Source organism: Variovorax sucrosi (assembly GCF_051216635.1).
Taxonomy (GTDB): Bacteria; Pseudomonadota; Gammaproteobacteria; order Burkholderiales; family Burkholderiaceae_C; genus Variovorax.
The window spans coordinates 42,520-63,718 of record NZ_JBPJZU010000008.1 but is presented as its reverse complement, the minus strand read 5'-3'; the positions used below and the strand labels follow the sequence as shown (position 1 = coordinate 63,718).

Annotated in this window: 21 protein-coding genes; 19 read left to right on the top strand and 2 right to left on the bottom strand. The window is 65.9% G+C overall.

Features of this window, described 5'->3' with window-relative positions:
- Positions 1-17: 17 nt before the first annotated feature.
- The 13 genes from bamA (at position 18) to ACSFBE_RS16510 (ending at position 14,231) form a co-directional block, all read left to right on the top strand.
- The gene (gene bamA, locus ACSFBE_RS16570; protein WP_435491506.1) at positions 18-2,411 is read left to right on the top strand and encodes an outer membrane protein assembly factor BamA; all 2,394 of its coding nucleotides are present in this window, start codon (positions 18-20) and stop codon (positions 2,409-2,411) included.
- Complete coding sequence (locus ACSFBE_RS16565) at positions 2,411-2,956, top strand: OmpH/Skp family outer membrane protein (RefSeq protein WP_435491505.1); 546 nt, start codon at positions 2,411-2,413, stop codon at positions 2,954-2,956. The genes bamA and ACSFBE_RS16565 overlap by 1 nt, the downstream gene beginning before the upstream one ends.
- Positions 2,957-2,967: 11 nt before the next feature.
- Positions 2,968-3,945, top strand: coding sequence for a UDP-3-O-(3-hydroxymyristoyl)glucosamine N-acyltransferase (lpxD, locus tag ACSFBE_RS16560; protein ID WP_435491504.1), 978 nt, complete (start codon positions 2,968-2,970; stop codon positions 3,943-3,945).
- 7 nt (positions 3,946-3,952) lie between these two features.
- A complete protein-coding gene (gene fabZ / locus ACSFBE_RS16555) occupies positions 3,953-4,402 on the top strand; it encodes a 3-hydroxyacyl-ACP dehydratase FabZ (protein ID WP_435491503.1) in 450 nt (149 codons plus the stop codon).
- A gap of 13 nt (positions 4,403-4,415) precedes the next feature.
- Positions 4,416-5,204, top strand: coding sequence for an acyl-ACP--UDP-N-acetylglucosamine O-acyltransferase (gene lpxA / locus ACSFBE_RS16550; protein ID WP_435491502.1), 789 nt, complete (start codon positions 4,416-4,418; stop codon positions 5,202-5,204).
- Between the two features lie 10 nt (positions 5,205-5,214).
- Positions 5,215-6,363: a lipid-A-disaccharide synthase gene (gene lpxB / locus ACSFBE_RS16545; protein ID WP_435491501.1), complete on the top strand. Its 1,149-nt coding sequence runs from the start codon at positions 5,215-5,217 to the stop codon at positions 6,361-6,363.
- Positions 6,335-7,057, top strand: a complete 723-nt coding sequence (rnhB, locus tag ACSFBE_RS16540; RefSeq protein ID WP_435491500.1) for a ribonuclease HII — start codon at positions 6,335-6,337, stop codon at positions 7,055-7,057. The genes lpxB and rnhB overlap by 29 nt, the downstream gene beginning before the upstream one ends.
- Complete coding sequence (locus ACSFBE_RS16535; protein ID WP_435491499.1) at positions 7,054-7,833, top strand: TrmH family RNA methyltransferase; 780 nt, start codon at positions 7,054-7,056, stop codon at positions 7,831-7,833. Before rnhB ends, ACSFBE_RS16535 begins: the two co-directional genes overlap by 4 nt.
- Before the next feature lie 147 nt (positions 7,834-7,980).
- The gene (gene carA, locus ACSFBE_RS16530; RefSeq protein ID WP_435491498.1) at positions 7,981-9,165 is read left to right on the top strand and encodes a glutamine-hydrolyzing carbamoyl-phosphate synthase small subunit; all 1,185 of its coding nucleotides are present in this window, start codon (positions 7,981-7,983) and stop codon (positions 9,163-9,165) included.
- A complete protein-coding gene (carB, locus tag ACSFBE_RS16525) occupies positions 9,158-12,385 on the top strand; it encodes a carbamoyl-phosphate synthase large subunit (RefSeq protein ID WP_435491497.1) in 3,228 nt (1,075 codons plus the stop codon). The genes carA and carB overlap by 8 nt, the downstream gene beginning before the upstream one ends.
- Positions 12,386-12,393: 8 nt before the next feature.
- Positions 12,394-13,263, top strand: a complete 870-nt coding sequence (locus ACSFBE_RS16520; protein ID WP_435491496.1) for a Kdo hydroxylase KdoO — start codon at positions 12,394-12,396, stop codon at positions 13,261-13,263.
- 67 nt (positions 13,264-13,330) lie between these two features.
- A complete protein-coding gene (greA, locus tag ACSFBE_RS16515) occupies positions 13,331-13,807 on the top strand; it encodes a transcription elongation factor GreA (protein ID WP_435491495.1) in 477 nt (158 codons plus the stop codon).
- A 7-nt stretch (positions 13,808-13,814) separates the two neighbouring features.
- Positions 13,815-14,231, top strand: coding sequence for a DUF4149 domain-containing protein (locus tag ACSFBE_RS16510; protein WP_435491494.1), 417 nt, complete (start codon positions 13,815-13,817; stop codon positions 14,229-14,231).
- On the opposite strand, the gene ACSFBE_RS16505 is transcribed toward ACSFBE_RS16510, so the two are convergent.
- Both ACSFBE_RS16505 and ACSFBE_RS16500 read right to left on the bottom strand, forming a co-directional pair.
- Positions 14,232-14,996, bottom strand: coding sequence for a glycosyltransferase (locus tag ACSFBE_RS16505; protein ID WP_435491493.1), 765 nt, complete (start codon positions 14,994-14,996; stop codon positions 14,232-14,234).
- On the bottom strand, positions 14,996-15,475 hold the full coding sequence (locus ACSFBE_RS16500; protein ID WP_435491492.1) for a YhbY family RNA-binding protein: 480 nt from the start codon (positions 15,473-15,475) through the stop codon (positions 14,996-14,998). The genes ACSFBE_RS16505 and ACSFBE_RS16500 overlap by 1 nt, the downstream gene beginning before the upstream one ends.
- A gap of 50 nt (positions 15,476-15,525) precedes the next feature.
- On the opposite strand from ACSFBE_RS16500, the gene ACSFBE_RS16495 reads away from it, so the two are divergent.
- The 6 genes from ACSFBE_RS16495 to ACSFBE_RS16470 all read left to right on the top strand — a co-directional run bounded on the left by ACSFBE_RS16495 (position 15,526) and on the right by ACSFBE_RS16470 (position 21,199).
- The gene (locus ACSFBE_RS16495; RefSeq protein ID WP_435491491.1) at positions 15,526-16,194 is read left to right on the top strand and encodes an RlmE family RNA methyltransferase; all 669 of its coding nucleotides are present in this window, start codon (positions 15,526-15,528) and stop codon (positions 16,192-16,194) included.
- 155 nt (positions 16,195-16,349) lie between these two features.
- Positions 16,350-18,269 (top strand): ATP-dependent zinc metalloprotease FtsH, encoded by a 1,920-nt coding sequence (gene ftsH, locus ACSFBE_RS16490; protein WP_435491490.1) that lies wholly within the window; start codon positions 16,350-16,352, stop codon positions 18,267-18,269.
- A gap of 62 nt (positions 18,270-18,331) precedes the next feature.
- Positions 18,332-19,204 (top strand): dihydropteroate synthase, encoded by an 873-nt coding sequence (folP, locus tag ACSFBE_RS16485; RefSeq protein ID WP_435491489.1) that lies wholly within the window; start codon positions 18,332-18,334, stop codon positions 19,202-19,204.
- On the top strand, positions 19,201-20,532 hold the full coding sequence (gene glmM / locus ACSFBE_RS16480; RefSeq protein ID WP_435491488.1) for a phosphoglucosamine mutase: 1,332 nt from the start codon (positions 19,201-19,203) through the stop codon (positions 20,530-20,532). Before folP ends, glmM begins: the two co-directional genes overlap by 4 nt.
- On the top strand, positions 20,529-20,723 hold the full coding sequence (locus ACSFBE_RS16475) for a hypothetical protein (RefSeq protein WP_435491487.1): 195 nt from the start codon (positions 20,529-20,531) through the stop codon (positions 20,721-20,723). Before glmM ends, ACSFBE_RS16475 begins: the two co-directional genes overlap by 4 nt.
- On the top strand, positions 20,720-21,199 hold the full coding sequence (locus ACSFBE_RS16470) for a GNAT family N-acetyltransferase (RefSeq protein WP_435491486.1): 480 nt from the start codon (positions 20,720-20,722) through the stop codon (positions 21,197-21,199). The genes ACSFBE_RS16475 and ACSFBE_RS16470 overlap by 4 nt, the downstream gene beginning before the upstream one ends.

The window sequence follows — 21,199 nt, the reverse complement described above, 5'->3', positions numbered from 1 at the left end:
GCCGGAGCAACTCACTCATGAACACTTCAAACAGTCGCTTCCGTCTGCGCAGCGTGGCCGCGCTCATCGCCAGCACGCTCGCCGCCACGGCGGCCTGGGCCATCGATCCCTTCACCGTTCGGGACATCCGGGTCGAAGGCCTGCAGCGCGTGGAGCCGGGGACGATCTTCGCCTCGCTGCCGCTGCGGGTGGGCGACACCTACAACGACGAACGCGGCTCGGCCGCGATCCGTGCGCTGTTCGAGCTGGGCCTGTTCAAGGACGTGCGGCTGGACGTCAGCGGCAATGTGCTGGTGGTGATCGTGGAAGAGCGTCCGACGGTGGCCGATGTCGACTTCGTCGGCGCCAAGGAGTTCGACAAGGCGGCGCTGCAGAAGGCGCTGCGCGAGGTGGGCCTGGCCGATGGCCGGCCGTACGACAAGGCGCTGGCCGATCGCGCCGAGCAGGAGCTCAAGCGCCAGTACGTGAGCCGCAGTCTGTACAACGCCGAGGTGGTGACGACGGTCACCCCAATCGAGCGCAATCGGGTCAACCTGACCTTCACCGTGACCGAGGGCGAGTCGGCACGGATCCGCGAGGTGCGCGTGGTGGGCAGCAAGGCGTTCAGCGAATCGACGCTGCTGAGCCTGTTCGACCAGGACAGCGGTGGCTGGATGAGCTGGTACACGAAGTCGAATCAGTACTCGCGTGCCAAGCTGAACGCCGACCTCGAGTCGCTGCGTTCGTACTACCTGACCCGTGGCTACCTCGAGTTCCGCATCGACTCGACCCAGGTCGCGATCTCGCCCGATCGCCAGGATCTGACGGTCACCGTCAACATCACCGAGGGTGAGAAGTTCGTCGTGTCCGGGGTCAAGCTGCAGGGCAACTACCTGGGGCGCGAGGAAGAGTTCAAGTCGCTGGTGACGATCAAGCCGGGCGAGCCCTACAACGGCGAACAGTTGACCGAGACCACCAAAGCCTTCACCGACTACTTCGGCACCTTTGGCTACGCCTTTGCCAAGGTCGAGTCGCAACCCGAGATCGACCGCGTCAACAACCGTGTGCTGCTGACGCTGCAGGCGGAGCCCGCACGGCGCGTGTATGTGCGCCGCGTGAGCATCGGCGGCAACAACAAGACCCGCGACGCAGTCATCCGTCGCGAGTTCCGCCAGTACGAAGCCTCCTGGTACGACGGCGACAAGATCAAGCTGTCGCGCGACCGTGTCGACCGCCTGGGCTTTTTCACCGATGTGAATGTCGAAACGCAGGAAGTGGCGGGTTCGCCCGACCAGGTTGACCTGACGGTCGTCGTGGCCGAGAAGCCGACCGGTTCGCTGCAGTTGGGTGCGGGCTTCTCCAGCTCGGAAAAGGTCTCATTGACCTTCGGCATCTCGCAGGAAAACGTGTTCGGCTCGGGCAACTTCCTGGGCATACAGGTCAACACCAGCAAGTACTACCGCACGATCTCGCTGACCGCAACCGACCCGTACTTCACGTCGGACGGCATCTCTCGCACCTTCAGCCTGTTCCACCAGACCACCCGCCCTTACTACAACAGCGACGGCGACTACAAGCTGGTCAGCGAGGGCGGCAGCGTCAAGTTCGGCGTGCCGTTCAGCGAAGTCGACACCGTGTTCTTCGGCGCGGGCCTAGAGCGGTTTAACTTCCAGCCGGGTTCGAACGTGGCAGGGGCCGTGCCGCAGGCTTACCGCGATTATTTCAACTGCCAGTTCGACGCAGCGTCGCAGACCATCACGGGGTGCTCCGACGACAGCAAATGGGGCATTCCGGTGACGATCGGCTGGGCGCGCGACGACCGCGACAGCGCGCTGGTGCCGACGAAGGGCCGCTTGCAGCGTGCCAACGTGGAGTGGGGCGCCGGCGGCGATCTGAAATACCTGAAGAGCAGTTACCAGGTCCAGCAGTACTTCCCGCTCAGCAAGCAGTACACGCTGGCCCTCAATGGCGAGGTGGGCTACGCCAAGGCGCTCGGCGGCAGCACATACCCCATCTTCAAGAACTTCTACGCCGGTGGCCTGGGCTCGATCCGCGGCTTCGAACAGAATTCGCTCGGGCCGCGCGACGCGGTCACCGAAGCAGCGTTGGGTGGTACGAAGAAGGCGATCTTCAATGCGGAATTGAGCACACCATTTCCAGGCGCCGGCAATGACCGCACCCTGCGCCTCTACGGGTTCTTCGACGCCGGCAATGTGTTCAGCGATCGCAGCACGCAGACCGATGCGCAGTGGGCGGCGCAGAAGAAGATCCGCGCCTCCGTCGGCCTGGGCATCAGCTGGATTTCGCCGCTGGGGCCGCTGCGCGTCGCATACGCGAAGCCGGTACGTTCCCAGAAGGAAGAGGACACGGCCGCCGGCATCTACAAGGATAGAATGCAGAGCTTCCAATTCCAGATCGGTACCTCCTTCTGATGAATCACCCGTACCGCGTCGCCGGCGCGCTGTTGCTCTCCTCGGTCGCATTGTTTGCCGTGCCTGCACAGGCGCAGGAGAGCTTCCGCATCGGCTTCGTCAATCCAGACCGCGTGTTGCGCGAAGCACAGCCGGCCAAGGCCGCACAGGCCAAGCTGGAGTCGGAATTCCTGAAGCGTGAGCGCGACCTCACTGCGCAGGGCGAGACGCTCAAGGCCGCGTCGGAAAAGTTCGAGCGCGAAGCGCCCACGCTGCCCGAGGCACAACGCGCCCAGCGCCAGCGAGGCCTGGTCGACCAGGACCGCGAATTCCAACGCAAGCGTCGCGAGTTCCAGGAAGACCTCAACGCGCGCAAGAACGAAGAGCTGCAGCAGGTGTACGACCGCGCCAACCGCGTGGTCAAGCAGGTGGCCGAAGCCGAGAAGTACGACGCCATCCTGCAGGAAGCGATCTACATCAATCCTAAGCACGACATCACCGAGAAGGTGATCAAGGCGCTGAACGCTGCTTCTTCCGCTGCCCCTGCGTCCACCGGCGGCAAGTAGGCCGCACCCGCGTGGCATTGCGGCTCGGAGCCATCGTCGATGCCCTGGGGGGCGAGCTGAACGGTGAGCGCGATGCGATGATCGAGCGACTGGCGCCCCTGCAGACGGCGCCCGCCGACGCGCTCTCCTTTCTGAGCCATCCCAAGTACCGCAAGGAGCTTGCCGCTTCACAGGCCGCGTGCGTCATCGTGTCGCCCGCCATGCGCGAAGCAGCGGCTGCCCGCGGCGCGTTCATCGTGACGCCTGACCCATACCTATACTTCGCGCGGCTGACGCAGTTGTGGAAGGCCTCGCATGCGCGGCCCGAGGGCGTGCGTGTGCATCCGAGTGCGGTGGTCCATCCGGATGCCGAGGTGGACCCGAGTGCATCGATCGGTGCCCTCTGCGTCGTCGAGCGCGGCGCCCGCATCGGTGCTGCCACGGTCCTCAAGTCGCGCGTCACCGTGAGCGAAGACTGCCAGATCGGCGCGCGCTGCCTGCTGCATCCCGGCGTGGTGATCGGCGCCGACGGCTTCGGGCTGGCACCACACGAAGGCGCATGGGTGAAGATCGAGCAGCTCGGTGCCGTGCGCATCGGCGACGACGTGGAGATCGGCGCCAACACCTGCATCGACCGCGGCGCGCTCGAAGACACCGTCATCGAAGACGGCGTGAAGCTCGACAACCTGATCCAGATCGGCCACAACGTACGCATCGGCAAGCACACCGCGATGGCGGGTTGCGTCGGTGTGGCGGGCAGTGCCGTCATCGGTGCGCACTGCACGGTCGGTGGCGGTGCGATCGTGTTGGGTCATCTGACCTTGGCAGATGGTGTCCACATCTCGGCGGCCACGGTCGTGACACGGTCGATCCTCAAGCCCGGCCAGTACACGGGTATGTTCCCCATCGACGACAATGCCGCCTGGGAAAAGAACGCTGCCACGCTGAAGCAACTGCACGGTCTGCGCGACCGGCTCAAGGCGTTGGAAAAAAAAGCCGACGCAGGATAGAAAAAATATGACGACGACGCTCGATATCCACCAGATCCTCAAACTGCTCCCGCACCGCTACCCCTTTCTTCTGGTGGACCGTGTGCTCGACATGGAGAAAGGCAAGCGCATCACCGCATTGAAGAACGTGACGATGAACGAACCCTTCTTCAACGGCCACTTCCCGCATCGGCCGGTGATGCCGGGCGTGCTGATGCTCGAAGCGATGGCGCAGGCCGCCGCGCTCTTGTCCTTCAAGTCGCTCGACATCGTGCCGGACGACAACACCGTGTACTACTTCGCTGCGATCGACGGCGCCCGCTTCAAGCGGCCGGTCGAGCCGGGGGACCAACTCACGCTCGAGGTCGAGATCGAGCGGATGAAAGCCGGCATTTCCAAGTTCAAGGGGCGCGCGCTGGTGGGCAAGGAGTTGGCTTGCGAAGCATCGCTGATGTGCGCGATGCGCCAGATCAGCTGAAGTGCCGCGCGGCATGACGCAGGTTCACCCGACGGCGATCGTCGACCCGAAAGCCGAACTCGATCCGTCGGTGGTGGTCGGGCCATACGCGGTCATCGGCGCGGCCGTGCGAATCGGTGCCGGAACCACGGTCGGCGCGCACTGCGTGATCGAAGGGCACACCACCATCGGCCGCGACAACCGGATCTTCCAGTTCGCCTCGCTGGGCGCCGCACCGCAGGACAAGAAGTACGCCGACGAGCCGACAGAGTTGGTCATCGGCGACCGCAACACGATCCGCGAGTTCTGCACCTTCAACCTCGGCACGGTCCAGGACGTCGGCGTGACGCGCATCGGCGACGACAACTGGATCATGGCCTACGTGCACATCGCGCATGACTGCCAGATCGGCAACCAGGTCACGATGGCCAACAACGCGACGCTGGCAGGGCATGTCGAGGTCGGCGACTGGGTCACCGTCGGGGGGCTCACCGGCGTGTTGCAGCGCATGCGCATCGGCGCCCACGCGATGATCGGTTTTGCCAGCCACATCGGTAAGGACATCCCGCCCTTCATGGTGGTCGACGGCAACCCGTTGGCCGTGCGCGGGGTCAATCTGGTCGGCCTGCGCCGGCGCGATTTTTCGGCCGGGCGCATCGCCGCCATCCGCGAAATGCACAAGCTGATCTACCGCCAGGGCAAGACGGTGGAGGAGGCACGTGTCGCCATCGCAGCGCTGGCTGCCCAGGATGCAGAGGCGGCCGCCGACGCCAGGTTGATGGACGACTTTCTCGCCACCTCCGTCAGCGGCATTGCGCGCTGACGACGGCAACATGGTCGACACCGCAACGCGACGGTTCGCGATGGTCGCCGGTGAGCCGTCGGGCGATCTGCTGGCGGGGCTGCTGCTCGACGGCCTGCGGACCCGCTGGCCAGGCATGCAGGGCGCCGGCATCGGCGGTCCCCAGATGCTCGCGCGCGGCTTCGACAGCTGGTGGCCGCAGGAGAAGCTGGCGGTGCGCGGCTACATCGAGGTCCTGCGCCACTACGCCGAGATCGCAGGCATCCGGCGCCAGCTGAAGTCGCGGCTGCTGCGCGACTGGGCCGATCTCTTCATCGGCATCGACGCGCCCGATTTCAACCTCGATCTGGAAGCCGGGCTGCGCAGCCGCGGCATGAAGACGGTGCATTTCATCTGCCCGTCGATCTGGGCCTGGCGCGCCGACCGGATCGACAAGATCCGCGCCGCCGCCGACCATGTGCTGTGCATCTTCCCGTTCGAGCCGGCGCTGCTGGCGGAGCAGGGCGTGGCCGCCAGCTATGTCGGCCATCCGCTCGCCAACGTGATTCCGATGCAGCCCGACAAGCGCGCTGCCCGCGCGGCGCTCGATCTCGATCCCGAGGCACGCGTGGTGGCCCTGCTGCCCGGCAGCCGGCGGTCGGAGGTGCGCTACCTCGCGTTGCGCTTCTTCCAGGCCGCGACGCTGATGCACCGCCTGCAGCCGGACATCCGCTTTGTGGTGCCGGTCATTCCCGGGCTGCGAGCCGAGATCGAAGACGCGCTGAAGTCGAGCGGCACAACCGCCTCTGTACGACTGCTCGAGGGCCGTTCGCATGCGGCGCTCGCGGCCTGCGACGCCACGCTGATCGCCAGCGGCACTGCCACCCTGGAGGCGGCGCTGTTCAAGCGGCCGATGGTCATCGCCTACAACATGAACCGCGTGTCGTGGCACCTCATGCACCGGCAGCAACTGCAGCCGTGGGTCGGCCTGCCGAACATTCTGTGCAACGACTTCGTGGTGCCCGAGCTGCTGCAGGAAGCCGCGACGCCGCAGGCCTTGGCGTCCGCCACCTTGCAATGGCTGGCGGAGCCGGCCAAAGTGGAGGCCCTGCAACACCGATTCACCGCGCTGCACGCCGAGTTGCTGCGCGACACCCCGACCCTCTGCGCCGATGCGATCGAGAAAGTTCTTGAAGGCTGAGCAAGCCGCGCTGCTGTGGGACGCGCCCGGGCTGCTGGCCGGCGTGGACGAGGCCGGCCGTGGTCCGCTGGCCGGCCCGGTCGTGGCGGCGGCCGTCATTCTGGACGACCGTCGGCCGATCCGTGGTCTGGCCGACTCCAAGACGCTGACGGCGCTGCAGCGCGAGCGCCTCAACGACCAGATCCTGGCCCGGGCGCTGTGCTGCTCGGTGGCGCACGCCACGGTCGAAGAGATCGACACCCACAACATCCTGCAGGCCACCATGATTGCCATGCGGCGTGCTGTCGAAGGGCTGCGGCTGAAGCCGGCCAAGGTGCTGGTCGACGGCAACCGGCTGCCGACCCTCGACGTTCTGGCCGAAGCCATCGTCAAGGGCGACGCGCGGGTGAAAGCGATTTCCGCCGCCTCGATCCTCGCCAAGGTGCACCGTGACCGGCTCTGCCAGGAGCTGCATGTGGAGTTCCCGCACTACGGTTTCGCAGGGCACAAGGGCTACGGGACGCCGGAGCATCTCGAGGCGCTGCTGCGCCATGGCGCCTGCGTGCACCACCGGCGCTCCTTCGCGCCCGTCGCGGCGGCCCTGGGGCGGGCGGCAGCGGCGGCCTCCGCGCCCGCACCGGTCGATCTGCCGGTGACCGATGTGGTCTATGGCGCCGGCGTGTCACTGCGCCTGACCGACCGGGCCGACCCGTGAGCCTGCCCGAACCGACCCACATCACCGCACGCGACAACCCGCTGCTCAAGGACCTGCGCAAGCTGGCCCAGGACCCCGGCGCCTACCGCAAGCTCGGCCGCGTCTGGCTGGAGGGCGATCACCTCTGCCGTGCGGCGCTGGTGCGTGGGGTCCGCCCCGCGCTGGCGGTCTTCGCCGAATCTTTCTGGCCGCAGGCGCAGTTCGAGTGGGCCGAGGCGGCCGACAAGACCGTCGTCGTGGCCGATGCGCTGCTGGCCGCCGCGAGCGGCCTGGAATCGCCGGCACCGATGGGCTTCGTACTGCACCTGCCGATGCGTCCCGACCTCCAGCCCGATGCATCGACGGTCGTGCTCGACCGGCTGCAGGACGCCGGCAATGTCGGCTCGGTCCTGCGCAGCGCCGCGGCCTTCGGCTTCGGCCAGGTCATCGCGCTCAAGGGCACGGCTGCGCTGTGGGCGCCCAAGGTGCTGCGTGCCGGGATGGGCGCGCATTTCGGCCTGCGGCTGATCGAAGGCGTCGATGCCGACGCGCTGGACGCGATGACGGTTCCGCTGGTGGCGACCAGCTCGCACCAGGGCGCGTTCCTGCATCGGACCCAGCTGCCGCATCCGTGCGCCTGGCTGCTGGGCCACGAAGGCCAGGGCGTGTCGCCGGCGCTGGAGGCACGCGCCGCGCACCACATCCGCATCACGCAGCCGGGCGGCGAGGAGTCGCTGAACGTGGCTGCGGCGGCCGCGATATGTCTTCACGCCAGTGCCGCGGGCGCCAAAGGGTGAAGGCTCGCCGGCTATAATCGGGGGCTTTCCCGCTCACACCCCCGCCCACAGCGCACGCAAGCCAACTTTTCGACGAAAGCCGCAACCTTCGCATCCTCGATGGGGTGACTTGGGTTCGCTTTGGGCGTCATCCATCCGGAGAACCCAGTGCTTTTGTCTCTTCAGGGAGCCTTCCCTCCCGCCATCCTGGCGCTCGCAGACGGCACGGTCTTTCTCGGCAACTCGATCGGAGCCACCGGCTCCACCGCCGGCGAAGTGGTGTTCAACACCGCCATGACCGGCTACCAGGAAATCCTCACCGACCCGAGCTATTGCCAGCAGATCGTGACGCTCACGTATCCGCACATCGGCAACTACGGCGTCAACGAAGAGGACATCGAGGCCGACAAGATCCATGCTGCCGGGCTGATCATCAAGGATCTGCCCCTTCTGGCGTCGAATTTCCGCCAGACCGCCACGCTCAGCGAATACCTGGTACGCGGTAACACGGTGGCCATCGCCAACATCGACACGCGCAAGCTGACACGCCACCTGCGCACGCATGGCGCACAGAACGGCTGCATCCTGGGCCTGGCTGCCGGCGAGGCGGTGTCGCAGGGGCAGATCGACAAGGCCATCGCTACCGCCAAGGCCGCGCCGAACATGGCCGGGCTCGACCTCGCCAAGGTGGTGTCGGTGCAGCAGACCTACGAATGGAACCAGACCGAGTGGAAGCTGGGGTCGGGCTACGGCGTGCAGATCACGCCGAAGTTCCACGTCGTCGCCTTCGACTACGGCGTCAAGAAGAACATCCTGCGCATGATCGCGCAGCGCGGCGCGCGCATCACCGTGGTGCCGGCGCAGACGCCTGCGGCCGACGTGCTCAAGCTCAAGCCCGATGGCATCTTCCTGGCCAACGGTCCTGGTGACCCGGAGCCTTGCGACTACGCGATCAGCGCCGTCAAGGAACTGATCGAGACCGGCATCCCGACCTTCGGCATCTGCCTGGGCCACCAGATCATGGCACTGGCTTCGGGCGCAAAGACGTTCAAGATGAAATTCGGCCACCACGGCGCGAACCACCCGGTGAAAGACCTCGACAACGGCCGCGTCAGCATCACCAGCCAGAACCACGGCTTCGCGGTCGACGAGAAGTCGTTGCCCGCCACGCTGCGACCCACGCACATCAGCCTGTTCGACAACACGCTGCAGGGCCTGGCCCGCACCGACAAGCCGGCCTTCTGCTTCCAGGGACACCCGGAAGCCTCGCCCGGCCCGCACGACATCGGCTACCTGTTCGATCGCTTCACGGCATTGATGGAAAAGCACAAAGCAGGAAACAAGAATGCCTAAGCGCACAGATCTCAAGAGCATCCTCATCATCGGCGCCGGCCCGATCATCATCGGCCAAGCCTGCGAGTTCGACTACTCCGGCGTGCAGGCCTGCAAGGCGCTGCGCGAAGAGGGCTACAAGGTCATCCTGATCAACAGCAACCCCGCGACGATCATGACCGACCCGGCCACGGCCGACGTCACCTACATCGAGCCCATCACCTGGCAGACGGTCGAGAAGATCATCGCCAAGGAACGCCCCGACGCGATCCTGCCGACCATGGGCGGCCAGACCGCGCTGAACTGCGCGCTCGACCTGTGGCACCACGGCGTGCTCGAGAAGTACAAGGTCGAGCTGATCGGCGCCAAGCCCGAAGCCATCGACAAGGCCGAGGACCGCCTGAAGTTCAAGGACGCGATGACCAAGATCGGCCTGGGTTCGGCACGCTCCGGCATCGCCCACTCGATGGAGGAAGCATGGGTCGTCCAGAAGACGCTCGGCTTCCCGACCGTGATCCGCCCGAGCTTCACGCTCGGCGGCACTGGCGGCGGCATCGCTTACAACCCGGACGAGTTCGAGACCATCTGCAAGCGCGGCCTCGAAGCCTCGCCGACCAACGAACTGCTGATCGAAGAATCGCTGCTCGGCTGGAAGGAATACGAGATGGAAGTGGTCCGCGACACGGCGGACAACTGCATCATCGTCTGCTCGATCGAGAACCTGGACCCGATGGGCGTGCACACCGGCGACTCGATCACGGTGGCGCCGGCCCAGACGCTCAGCGACAAGGAATACCAGATCTTGCGCAATGCCTCGCTGGCCGTCTTGCGCGAGATCGGCGTGGACACCGGTGGCTCGAACGTGCAGTTCTCCATCAACCCGAAGGACGGCCGCATGGTCGTCATCGAGATGAATCCGCGCGTGTCGCGTTCGTCGGCACTGGCGTCGAAGGCCACGGGCTTCCCGATCGCCAAGGTCGCGGCGAAGCTGGCCGTCGGCTACACGCTCGACGAGCTGCGCAACGACATCACGGGCGGTGCCACGCCCGCGTCGTTCGAACCGTCGATCGACTACGTGGTCACCAAGATCCCACGCTTTGCATTCGAGAAATTCCCGCAGGCCGACTCGCGCCTGACGACGCAGATGAAGTCGGTGGGCGAGGTGATGGCCATGGGTCGCACCTTCCAGGAATCTTTCCAGAAGGCCCTGCGCGGCCTCGAGGTCGGCGTCGATGGCCTGAACGAAAAGACGCAGGACCGCGAAGTGCTCGAGAAAGAACTGGGCGAGCCCGGCCCCGAACGCATCTGGTACGTGGGCGATGCCTTCGCCATGGGCCTGAGCGTGGACGAAGTGTTCGCCCTGACCAAGATCGACCCGTGGTTCCTGGTGCAGATCGAAGAGATCGTGAAGATCGAGCTCGAGCTGGAAACCAAGTCGCTCGACGAGATCGACAAGGACACGCTGCTCGCGCTGAAGAAGAAGGGTTTCTCCGACCGCCGCCTGGCGCGCCAGTTGAAGACCACCGACACCGCGATCCGCGAGAAGCGCCGCGCCCTGGGCGTGCGCCCGGTCTACAAGCGCGTGGACACCTGCGCGGCCGAGTTCGCGACCAACACCGCGTACATGTACTCGACCTACGAAGACGAGTGCGAAGCCGACCCGACGGACAAGAAGAAGATCATGGTGCTCGGTGGCGGACCCAACCGCATCGGACAGGGCATCGAGTTCGACTACTGCTGCGTGCACGCTGCGCTCGCCCTGCGCGAAGACGGCTACGAGACCATCATGGTCAACTGCAATCCGGAAACCGTGTCGACCGACTACGACACCAGCGACCGCCTGTACTTCGAGCCGCTGACGCTCGAGGACGTGCTCGAGATCGTCGACAAGGAGAAGCCGCTCGGCGTGATCGTGCAGTACGGCGGCCAGACGCCGTTGAAGCTCGCGCTCGACCTCGAAGCGAATGGCGTGCCCATCATCGGCACCTCGCCGGACATGATCGATGCGGCCGAAGACCGCGAGCGCTTCCAGCAACTGCTGCACAAGCTCGGCCTGCGCCAGCCGCCGAACGCGACGGCGCGTGCCGAACCCGAAGCGCTCGAGAAGGCTGCTGCACTGGGTTACCCGCTGGTCGTCCGCCCGAGCTACGTGCTCGGCGGCCGCGCGATGGAAATCGTGCACGAGCAGCGCGACCTCGAGCGCTACATGCGCGAAGCGGTCAAGGTGAGCAACGACTCGCCGGTGCTGCTCGACCGCTTCCTGAACGACGCGGTCGAATGCGACGTCGACTGCATCCGCGATGCCGAAGGCGGCACGCTGATCGGCGGCGTGATGGAACACATCGAACAGGCAGGCGTGCACTCGGGCGACTCGGCCTGCTCGCTGCCGCCCTACAGTCTGAGCCAGGAGACCATCGCCGAACTCAAGCGGCAGAGCGCGGCCATGGCCGAGGCGCTGAACGTGGTCGGCCTGATGAACGTGCAGTTCGCCATCCAGCAGAAGGACGGCAAGGACGTCATCTACGTGCTCGAAGTGAACCCGCGAGCTTCCCGCACTGTGCCTTACGTGAGCAAGGCCACCGGCATCCAATTGGCCAAGGTCGCGGCCCGCTGCATGGCGGGCCAGTCGCTGAAGTCGCAGGGCGTCACGAAGGAAGTGACGCCGCCATACTTCAGCGTGAAGGAAGCCGTGTTCCCCTTCGTCAAGTTCCCGGGCGTGGACACCATCCTCGGCCCCGAGATGAAGTCGACCGGCGAAGTGATGGGCGTGGGCAAGACCTTCGGCGAAGCTTTCGTGAAGTCGCAGTTGGGCGCGGGCACGGTGCTGCCGAAGTCGGGCAAGGTCTTCATCTCGGTCAAGAACAACGACAAGGCGCGTGCGGTGGAAGTCGCGCGTGGCCTGGCCAAGCTGGGCTTCGAGCTGATCGCCACCAAGGGCACCTCGGCCGCCATCGCCGCCGCAGGCATCGCCTGCGCCACCGTGAACAAGGTGACCGAAGGCCGGCCGCACATCGTGGACATGATCAAGAACAACGAGATCGCGATGGTCGTCAACACCGTGGAAGAGCGCCGCAACGCGATCACCGATTCGCGGCTGATCCGTACCTCGTCGCTGGCCGCGCGCGTGACCACCATCACCACCATCTTCGGCGCGGAGGCTGCCGTCGAAGGCATGCGCCACATGGACGAGCTCAGCGTGATCTCTGTGCAGGAGATGCACGCGCAATTGGCGCAGGCCTGAGGTCGGCAATGGAGACGCAGCTCGTCGAACTCGACCTGGCCGACTGGGCAGCGGCCACACCGAACGACGACTGGATCGCCGCGCTCGAGGCCGGCAAGGTGCTGTACTTCCCGAAGCTCGCCTTCGACCTGCAACCCCACGAGCGCAGCCTGCTGACGCCGAACCTGCTGGCACCGAAGGTGCGCAACATCAGTCTCGATGCAACGGGCACGCTCAAGGGTGTGGCCGGCGACGAGGCGGTGCAGCGCGCCACGGCGGCGATGGTCGGGCGCTTCCGCGCGCAAGCCACGCAGCTCATCCATGGCCTGCTGCCGCACTACACACCGGCCTTGCGCCTGGCGCCGACAAGCTACCGGCCGGCGCAGGTCGAGACGCGCGTGCAGTCCTGGCGCGCCGATGACAAGCGCATGCACGTCGACGCCTTCCCGTCGCGGCCCAACTACGGCGAGCGCATCCTGCGCGTGTTTACCAACGCCAACCCCGACGGCCTGCCGCGCGTCTGGCGCGTGGGTGAGCCTTTCGAGACGGTCGCCAAGCGCTTCCTGCCGCGCGCCAAGCCATATTCGCGCTGGCAGGCGAAGGCCTTGCGCGCGCTGCGCGTGACCAAATCGCTGCGCAGCGAGTACGACCATCTGATGCTGCAGCTGCACGACGCCATGAAGTCGGACGTCGACTACCAGCAGAACGGTCCGCAGCAAACCGTGCCGTTCCCGGCCGGCTCGGTGTGGGTGTGCTTTTCCGACCAGACCTCGCATGCCGTGATGTCGGGCCAGTACATGCTGGAACAGACGCTGCACCTGCCGGCGGCCAGGCAATACAATCCAGGCTCGAGCCCGCTCGCCATCCTGAGCCGGCTGACCGGACGTAGACTCGTCTGAGTCCCTCTCCCAACATGCACCGCCGAACGGCAGCGTTCGGCGGTTTCGTTTTCTGGAGCAACAGAACATGAACACCATTCCCGTGACCAAGCGCGGCGCAGAGAAGCTGCGCGAAGAACTGCACCGTCTGAAGACGGTCGATCGCCCATGGGTGATCAACGCGATCTCCGAGGCACGCGCCCAGGGCGACCTGAGCGAGAACGCCGAATACGAGGTCGCCAAGGACCGCCAGGGCTTCATCGAAGGCCGCATCCAGGAGATCGAAGGCAAGCTGTCGGCCGCGCAGATCATCGACCCGACCTCGCTCGACGCCGGCGGCAAAATCGTCTTCGGTGCCACAGTCGAACTCGAGGAAGAAAGCACCGGCGAAGCGGTGACCTATCAGATCGTCGGCGAGGACGAGGCCGACCTGAAGCAGGGTTTGATCAACATCTCCAGCCCGATCGCGCGCGCTTTGATCGGCAAGGAAGAAGGTGACACTGCCGCGGTGCAGGCACCGGGCGGCGTCAAGAACTACGAGATCGTGGCGGTCAAGTACCTGTGAGCGGCGCATGAAAGACCGCATCGCGCTCCTGCTGGCCGCCTTCTGGTGGGGCAGCCTGAGCACCATCGGCTTTCTGGTCGTGCCGATGCTGTTCGCGCGGCTCGGCAACCCGGTGGCGGCCGGAAATTTCGCCGGTCAGTTGTTCGAGGCGCAGAGCTGGATCGCGATCGCCTGTGGACTGATCCTGCTGGTGCATTTCCGGCAGAAGGCCGATGCCGGCTTCGACACCGCGACGCGCACCGCCATCGGCCTCATCCTGGCTGCGTTGCTGCTGGCGCTTTTGCAGCAGTACGCGGCGGCGCCGCGCATCTTGGCGCGCGACAACCTCCAGTTCTGGCATGCGGCGGGCAGTGGCATGTACCTGGCGCAGTGGGCCTGCACCGGTGCGCTGTTGTGGCGCATGGGGCGCCGCGACAAGGCTTGATCAGGCGGTCCAGTACTTCGCGATCCAGCGCGCCGGGCGAATGAACCGGAAGGCCCGGTTGCGACGCCCGGCCAGTGCGTCGGGCGGATTGCATTCGCCGTGGAACACCATAACGCGCGCGCCCTCGGGCACGAAGGGCTCCTGCCAGTAATTCGTCGGCCAGGTCGGAATGCCGTGGTACTTGAAGCTCGGGCACCAGGCGTCGGGCCAGTACTGCAGTTGACCTTGGGCGTGCAGGAAGTCCGACAGATAGGCCTGCTCGTTGCGGAACTCGGCCTGCACCGCGTCCATGTTGGCGCGGAAGTGCGCCAGCACGTCGGCATGCGCCCCCAGTTCGAAGCGATAGACCGACGAGTTGCCGGTGATGCGCTCCGTGCGCCACGGCCGGGCGTAGTCGTGGATGATCAGGAATTGACCCGGCTGCTCGAAGAAGGCATCGAGGCTGCCGACCACCACCACGTCGAGGTCGAGGAAGAGGGCGGTGCCGCGCAGGCCATGCAGGTCTGGCTCGAAGGTGGTGAGCTTTTTCCAGGCGCGGTCCGGCTGGCCCGCCGGGACCTCCAGGTCGAGCGGCGGAATGGGCAGGCACTGCACCTCGCTGCGGATGCCCTTCGCATCGTCGGTCAGGCAGACGAAGTTGAAGTCGCCGGTCAGATGTCGACGCACCATCGCATAGAGACGATTGACGTAGTCGGGGCCGTACTTCGTGCCCCATTTCATGCAGAGGATGTGGCGCTGCCGCCCCGCGGCCTGGCGGGTCGGCATCAATCCGCCTGGTTTCGCTTCTTGGCCGACAGCGGCCGCTTCGGCTTGGCGCGCTTGATGGTGCCACCGGGCGTCAGGCGTTGGTTGCCCAGCACGCGCAGCGTCTTGATTTCGGGGCGCTGCCCGAAGCGCTTGCTGTATTTGACGATCTTCACGTCGCGCGGGCCGGGCATGCGGTCTTCGTCGACGTCCTTGACCTTCTCGGCCTTCGGACGCCAGAGCACCAGCAGTTTGCCGATGTGCTGGATCGGTGCGGCGTCGAGTTCGTCGGCAAGGGTGGTCAGCATGGCTTCCCGGGCGACCCGGTCGTCCGAGAACACGCGGATCTTGATCAGGCCGTGTGCCTTGAGGGCGGCATCGGCCTCCTTCTTGACAGCCGGGGTGAGTCCGTCGCCACCGACCATGACGATCGGATCGAGGTGATGGGCTTCGGCGCGGTGCACCTTGCGCTGCGCAGGGGTAAGTTGAATGGCTGTCATGGCCGTATTATCGCGAACCCTCGCCAAGCGAACCCACTGCGACCCCGCCGATGAGCACCAAAACAACCGGCAAGAAGGTCAACAAGGCCTGGCTGCACGACCATATCAACGACCCCTGGGTCAAGCTCGCGACCCGGGAAGGCTACCGGGCGCGCGCCGCGTACAAGCTCAAGGAGATCGACGAGACCCTCGGGCTCATCCGGCCAGGCCACCTGGTGGTGGACCTGGGCTCGACCCCCGGCGCCTGGAGCCAGTACGCCCGCCGACGCCTGTCGCCGGGCGGTGCGGCGGCTGGCACGCTGGACGGAACCATCATCGCGCTGGACCTCCTGCCGATGGAGCCGATCGAGGGCGTGACCTTCCTGCAGGGCGATTTCCGGGAGGAGGCTGTCCTGTCCCGAGTGGAAGAAATTTTGGCTGGACGCAAGGCCGATGTGGTCGTATCGGACATGGCGCCGAATCTCTCGGGCATCTCGTCGGCCGACGCCGCCCGCATCAGCCACCTGGTGGAACTTGCGGTCGACTTCGCGCGGGCACACCTGAAGCCCGAGGGCGCGCTGGTCGCCAAGGTCTTTCACGGCGGCGGCTACGCTGAACTGACCCAGCTGTTCAAGGAGAACTTCCGCGTGGTCAAGCCGATTAAGCCGAAGGCCTCGCGGGACAAATCGTCCGAGACTTTTCTGGTCGGCATCGGCCTGCGAAGCACCGATACGAATTGATACGCCGGGCTCGCGTCTGCAAACCCGCGCCTTTGCTGTGGCTGCTTGAGGGAAATCACGAGGTTTCGCAGCTTGAAAAGCCTAAAATGAGCGTCAATTGCGTGGCACCGGCGGATTTTCATTTCCGTGTCACGCGCTTTTGACTGGAGCTTCGTTTGAACAATCAGTGGTTTTCCAAAGTTGCCGTCTGGCTCGTCATTGCAATGGTGCTGTTCACTGTGTTCAAGCAGTTCGACACCCGCGGTGCCGCCGGGGCCGGCAACATCGGCTACTCCGACTTCCTCGAGGAAGTGCGCGGTAACCGCATCAAGAGTGCCACGATCCAGGAAGGCCAGGGCGGCAGCGAGATCGTCGCGGTCACCAACGACGATCGCCGCATCCGCACCACCGCCACCTACCTCGACCGCGGCCTCGTCGGCGACCTGATCGCCAACAACGTCAAGTTCGACGTCAAGCCGCGCGAAGAAGGCTCGCTCCTCATGACGCTGCTGGTCAGCTGGGGGCCGATGCTGCTGTTGATCGGTGTCTGGGTCTACTTCATGCGCCAGATGCAGGGCGGCGGCAAGGGCGGGGCATTCAGCTTCGGCAAGAGCAAGGCCCGCATGATGGATGAGAACAACAACACGGTCACCTTCGCCGATGTCGCAGGCTGCGACGAGGCCAAGGAAGAGGTCAAGGAAGTCGTCGACTTCCTGAAGGATCCGCAACGCTTCCAGAAACTGGGCGGGCGCATTCCGCGCGGCCTGCTGCTGGTCGGCCCTCCGGGCACCGGCAAGACCCTGCTGGCCAAGTCCATCGCCGGCGAGGCCAAGGTTCCCTTCTTCTCGATCTCCGGTTCCGATTTCGTCGAGATGTTCGTTGGCGTGGGTGCGGCCCGTGTGCGCGACATGTTCGAGAACGCCAAGAAGAACGCCCCCTGCATCATCTTCATCGACGAAATCGACGCGGTCGGCCGTCAGCGCGGTGCCGGCCTCGGCGGCGGTAACGACGAACGCGAGCAGACGCTCAACCAGATGCTGGTCGAGATGGATGGCTTCGAGACCAACCTCGGCGTGATCGTCGTGGCCGCTACCAACCGTCCGGACATCCTGGACGCCGCCTTGCTGCGCCCAGGTCGTTTCGACCGCCAGGTCTACGTCACGTTGCCGGACATCCGTGGCCGCGAGCAGATCCTGAATGTGCACATGCGCAAGGTGCCGCTCGGCCAGGACGTGAACCCGAGCATCATCGCCCGCGGCACGCCTGGTATGTCCGGCGCCGATTTGGCCAACCTCTGCAACGAGGCGGCCTTGATGGCCGCGCGCCGCAATGCACGCGTGGTCGAGATGCAGGACTTCGAGAAGGCCAAGGACAAGATCTTCATGGGCCCCGAGCGCAAGAGCATGGTCATGCCCGAGGAAGAGCGCCGCAACACGGCCTACCACGAGTCGGGCCACGCTCTCATCGGCAAGCTGCTGCCCAAGTGCGACCCGGTGCACAAGGTCACCATCATCCCGCGCGGCCGCGCGCTGGGTGTGACGATGAGCCTACCGGCCCAAGACCGCTACAGCTACGACCGCGAATACATGCTCAACCAGATCAGCATGTTGTTCGGTGGCCGCATCGCCGAAGAAGTGTTCATGAACCAGATGACCACCGGCGCCAGCAACGACTTCGAACGTGCGACCTCCATCGCCCGCGACATGGTCACGCGCTACGGCATGACCGACGCGCTGGGCCCGATGGTCTATGCCGAAAACGAGGGCGAAGTGTTCCTGGGCCGCTCGGTCACCAAGACCACGAACATGAGCGAACAGACCATGGAAAAGGTCGACAGCGAAGTGCGCCGCATCATCGACGAGCAGTACAACCTGGCCCGCCGACTGATCGAACAGAACAGCGACAAGATGCACGCGATGGCCAAGGCCCTGCTCGAATGGGAAACCATCGACTCGGAACAGCTCGACGACATCATGGCCGGCCGCGAACCCCGTCCGCCGAAGGACTGGACGCCACGCATCCCGCCGTCGAACAACAATGGCGGCAGCGGCGGCACGCCGGCGGTCAACCCTGACCCGGCGCCCACCGCCGCTTGAGCACCGATGCAAGGGTGCAGACCGACGGGGCCTTGGGCCCCGTTTTTTCTTGGAGCGGCGCGATGACGACGAGCTGGCGCACCAGCCGGTTCCTGATCGATCTGGCACGGCCGCAGGTGATGGGCATCGTCAACGTCACGCCCGACTCCTTCTCGGATGGTGGCGCGCATGCCTCGACGCAGGCTGCGCTGCAGCATTGCGAAGAACTGATCAGGCAGGGCGCGGACATGCTCGACATCGGCGGTGAGTCCACCCGTCCCGGGAGCCCGGCGGTGTCGCTGGACGACGAGCTCGCGCGGGTGTTACCCGTGGTGCGCGAGGCCGTGCGCCTCGGCGTGCCGCTGTCCGTCGACACCTACAAGCCCGAGCTCATGCACGCGGTGCTGGACCTCGGCGCCGACATCGTCAACGACATCTGGGCGCTGCGCCAGCCGGGCGCGCTGGCGGTGGTGGCGCAGCATCCGTCGTGTGGCGTCTGCCTGATGCACATGCACCGCGACCCGCAGACGATGCAGGTCGCGCCGATGACCGGCGACGTGGTGCCGGCGGTTGCTGAATTCCTGATGGAACGAGCCAGTGCGCTGCGCGATCTGCAGGTCGCGCCCTCGCGCATCGTGCTCGACCCCGGCATCGGTTTCGGCAAGACGGTGGCACAGAATTTCGCCTTGCTGGCGCGGCAACGCGAGCTGCTCCATGCGGGCTACCCGGTGCTGGCCGGCTGGTCGCGCAAGTCCTCGCTCGGCGCCGCCACGGGCATCGAGGCGGCCGGTGCCAGGATGGTCTCGAGCGTGGCCGCCGCGCTGCTGGCGGTGGAGCGCGGCGCCGTGATCGTGCGCGTGCATGATGTGCGCGATACCGTTGCGGCGCTGGCCGTCTGGCGCACGATGCACGCGTCGGAACGACACGACTTTCCCGAAGAAAAAACAACGACATGACACGACAGTATTTCGGCACCGACGGCATCCGCGGCACGGTGGGCCAGCCACCCATCACGCCCGACTTCGTGCTGCGCCTGGCGCATGCCGTGGGCCGCGTGCTCAAGAAGACCGAAAACCGCCCGACGGTGCTGATCGGCAAGGACACGCGCATCTCGGGCTACATGCTGGAATCGGCGCTCGAATCCGGTTTCAACTCGGCTGGCGTCGACGTCGTACTGCTCGGCCCGCTGCCGACGCCCGGCGTGGCCTACCTGACGCGCGCCCAGCGCGCCAGCCTGGGCGTGGTGATCAGCGCCAGCCACAACGCCTACCCCGACAACGGCATCAAGTTCTTCAGTGCCCAGGGCACCAAGCTCGACGATGCGTGGGAAGAGGCGGTGGAGGCGGCACTGCAGGAGGCGCCGGTCTGGGCCGACTCCGCACAACTGGGCAAGGCGCGCCGTCTCAGCGACGCGGCCGGCCGCTACATCGAATTCTGCAAGAGCACCTTCGCGCACGACCTGAGCCTGCGCGGGCTCAAACTGGTGGTCGACGCGGCCCACGGCGCGGCCTACCAGGTGGCGCCCAACGTGTTCCATGAACTGGGTGCGGAGGTCAGCAGCATCGGCTGCGCACCCGATGGCTTGAACATCAACAAGGGCGTGGGCGCGACGCATCCGCAGGCCCTGATCGAGGCGGTGAAGGCGCAGGGCGCCGACTACGGCATCGCGCTCGACGGCGATGCCGACCGCCTTCAACTGGTCGATGCCACCGGCCGCCTGTTCAACGGCGACGAACTGCTCTACCTGATGGTGCGCGAGCGCATCGCGCGCGGCGAGACGCCGCAGGGCGTGGTGGGCACCCTCATGACCAACAAGGCGGTCGAAGTGGCACTGCGCAGCCACGGCATCGCGTTCGTGCGCACCAAGGTCGGTGACCGCTATGTGCTCGAAGAGCTCGAAAAGCGCGGCTGGCTGCTGGGCGGCGAAGGATCGGGCCACCTGCTGGCACTCGATCGCCACACCACCGGTGACGGCATCGTGAGTGCGCTGCAGGTGCTGCAGGCCTGCCAACGCAGCGGCAAGACGGTGGGCGAGTTGCTGGCCGACGTCGTGCTGTTCCCGCAGACGCTGATCAACGTTCGCCTGCGCGAAGGCCAGGACTGGGCGTCGAATGTGGCACTCAAGGCCGAGACGCAGCGCACCGAGCAAGAGCTCGGCGACGACGGTCGGGTGCTGATCCGGGCCAGCGGCACCGAGCCGCTGGTGCGGGTGATGGTCGAGGCCCGCGATGCGGCGCAGGCCGAGCGCTGTGCGCGCCGGCTGGCCGCCACCCTCGACGAATGAACGCCGGCCGTTCGGTGTTGGCAGTGCATAGCAGCACCCTGCACAGCTTCTCGAAGTTCAGCGAACCGGCGATTCGCCTGGTCGCCAGCCTGGGCGTCTGGCGGGGCGATTGGGGGGAGAACATCACCACCCGCGGCCTCGACCTGCTGGCATTGCCCGCCGGTCCGCTACAACCCCTGGAGCCTGTGTGATCGACATCCTGCTTGCCAACTATGCCGACCCGGCGCATGCCGCTGCGCTGGTCCAACTGCTCGACGCCTATGCCCGCGACCCGGCCGGCGGCGGCACACCGCTCGCGCCGGAGGTGATGGCCGGTTTGACCGCGGCGCTCGCGGCGCGCCCGCAAGCCTTCAGCGTGCTGGCCTTCGACGGCGCACAACCGGTGGGGCTGGTCAACTGCATCGAAGGCTTTTCCACCTTCGCCTGCCGGCCGCTGGTCAACATCCACGACGTCGTGGTGCGGGCGAGTCACCGCGGGCAGCGCATAACGCAGCGCATGCTGGCGTGCGTCGAGCAGGAAGCGCTGGCGCGCGGCGCCTGCAAGCTGACGCTGGAGGTGCTGCAGGGCAATGCATCGGCGCTGCGGGCCTACGAGCGCGAAGGCTTCGCCGGTTACCAGCTCGACCCGGCCTTCGGCGCCGCGATGTTCCTGCAGAAGAAGCTGTAG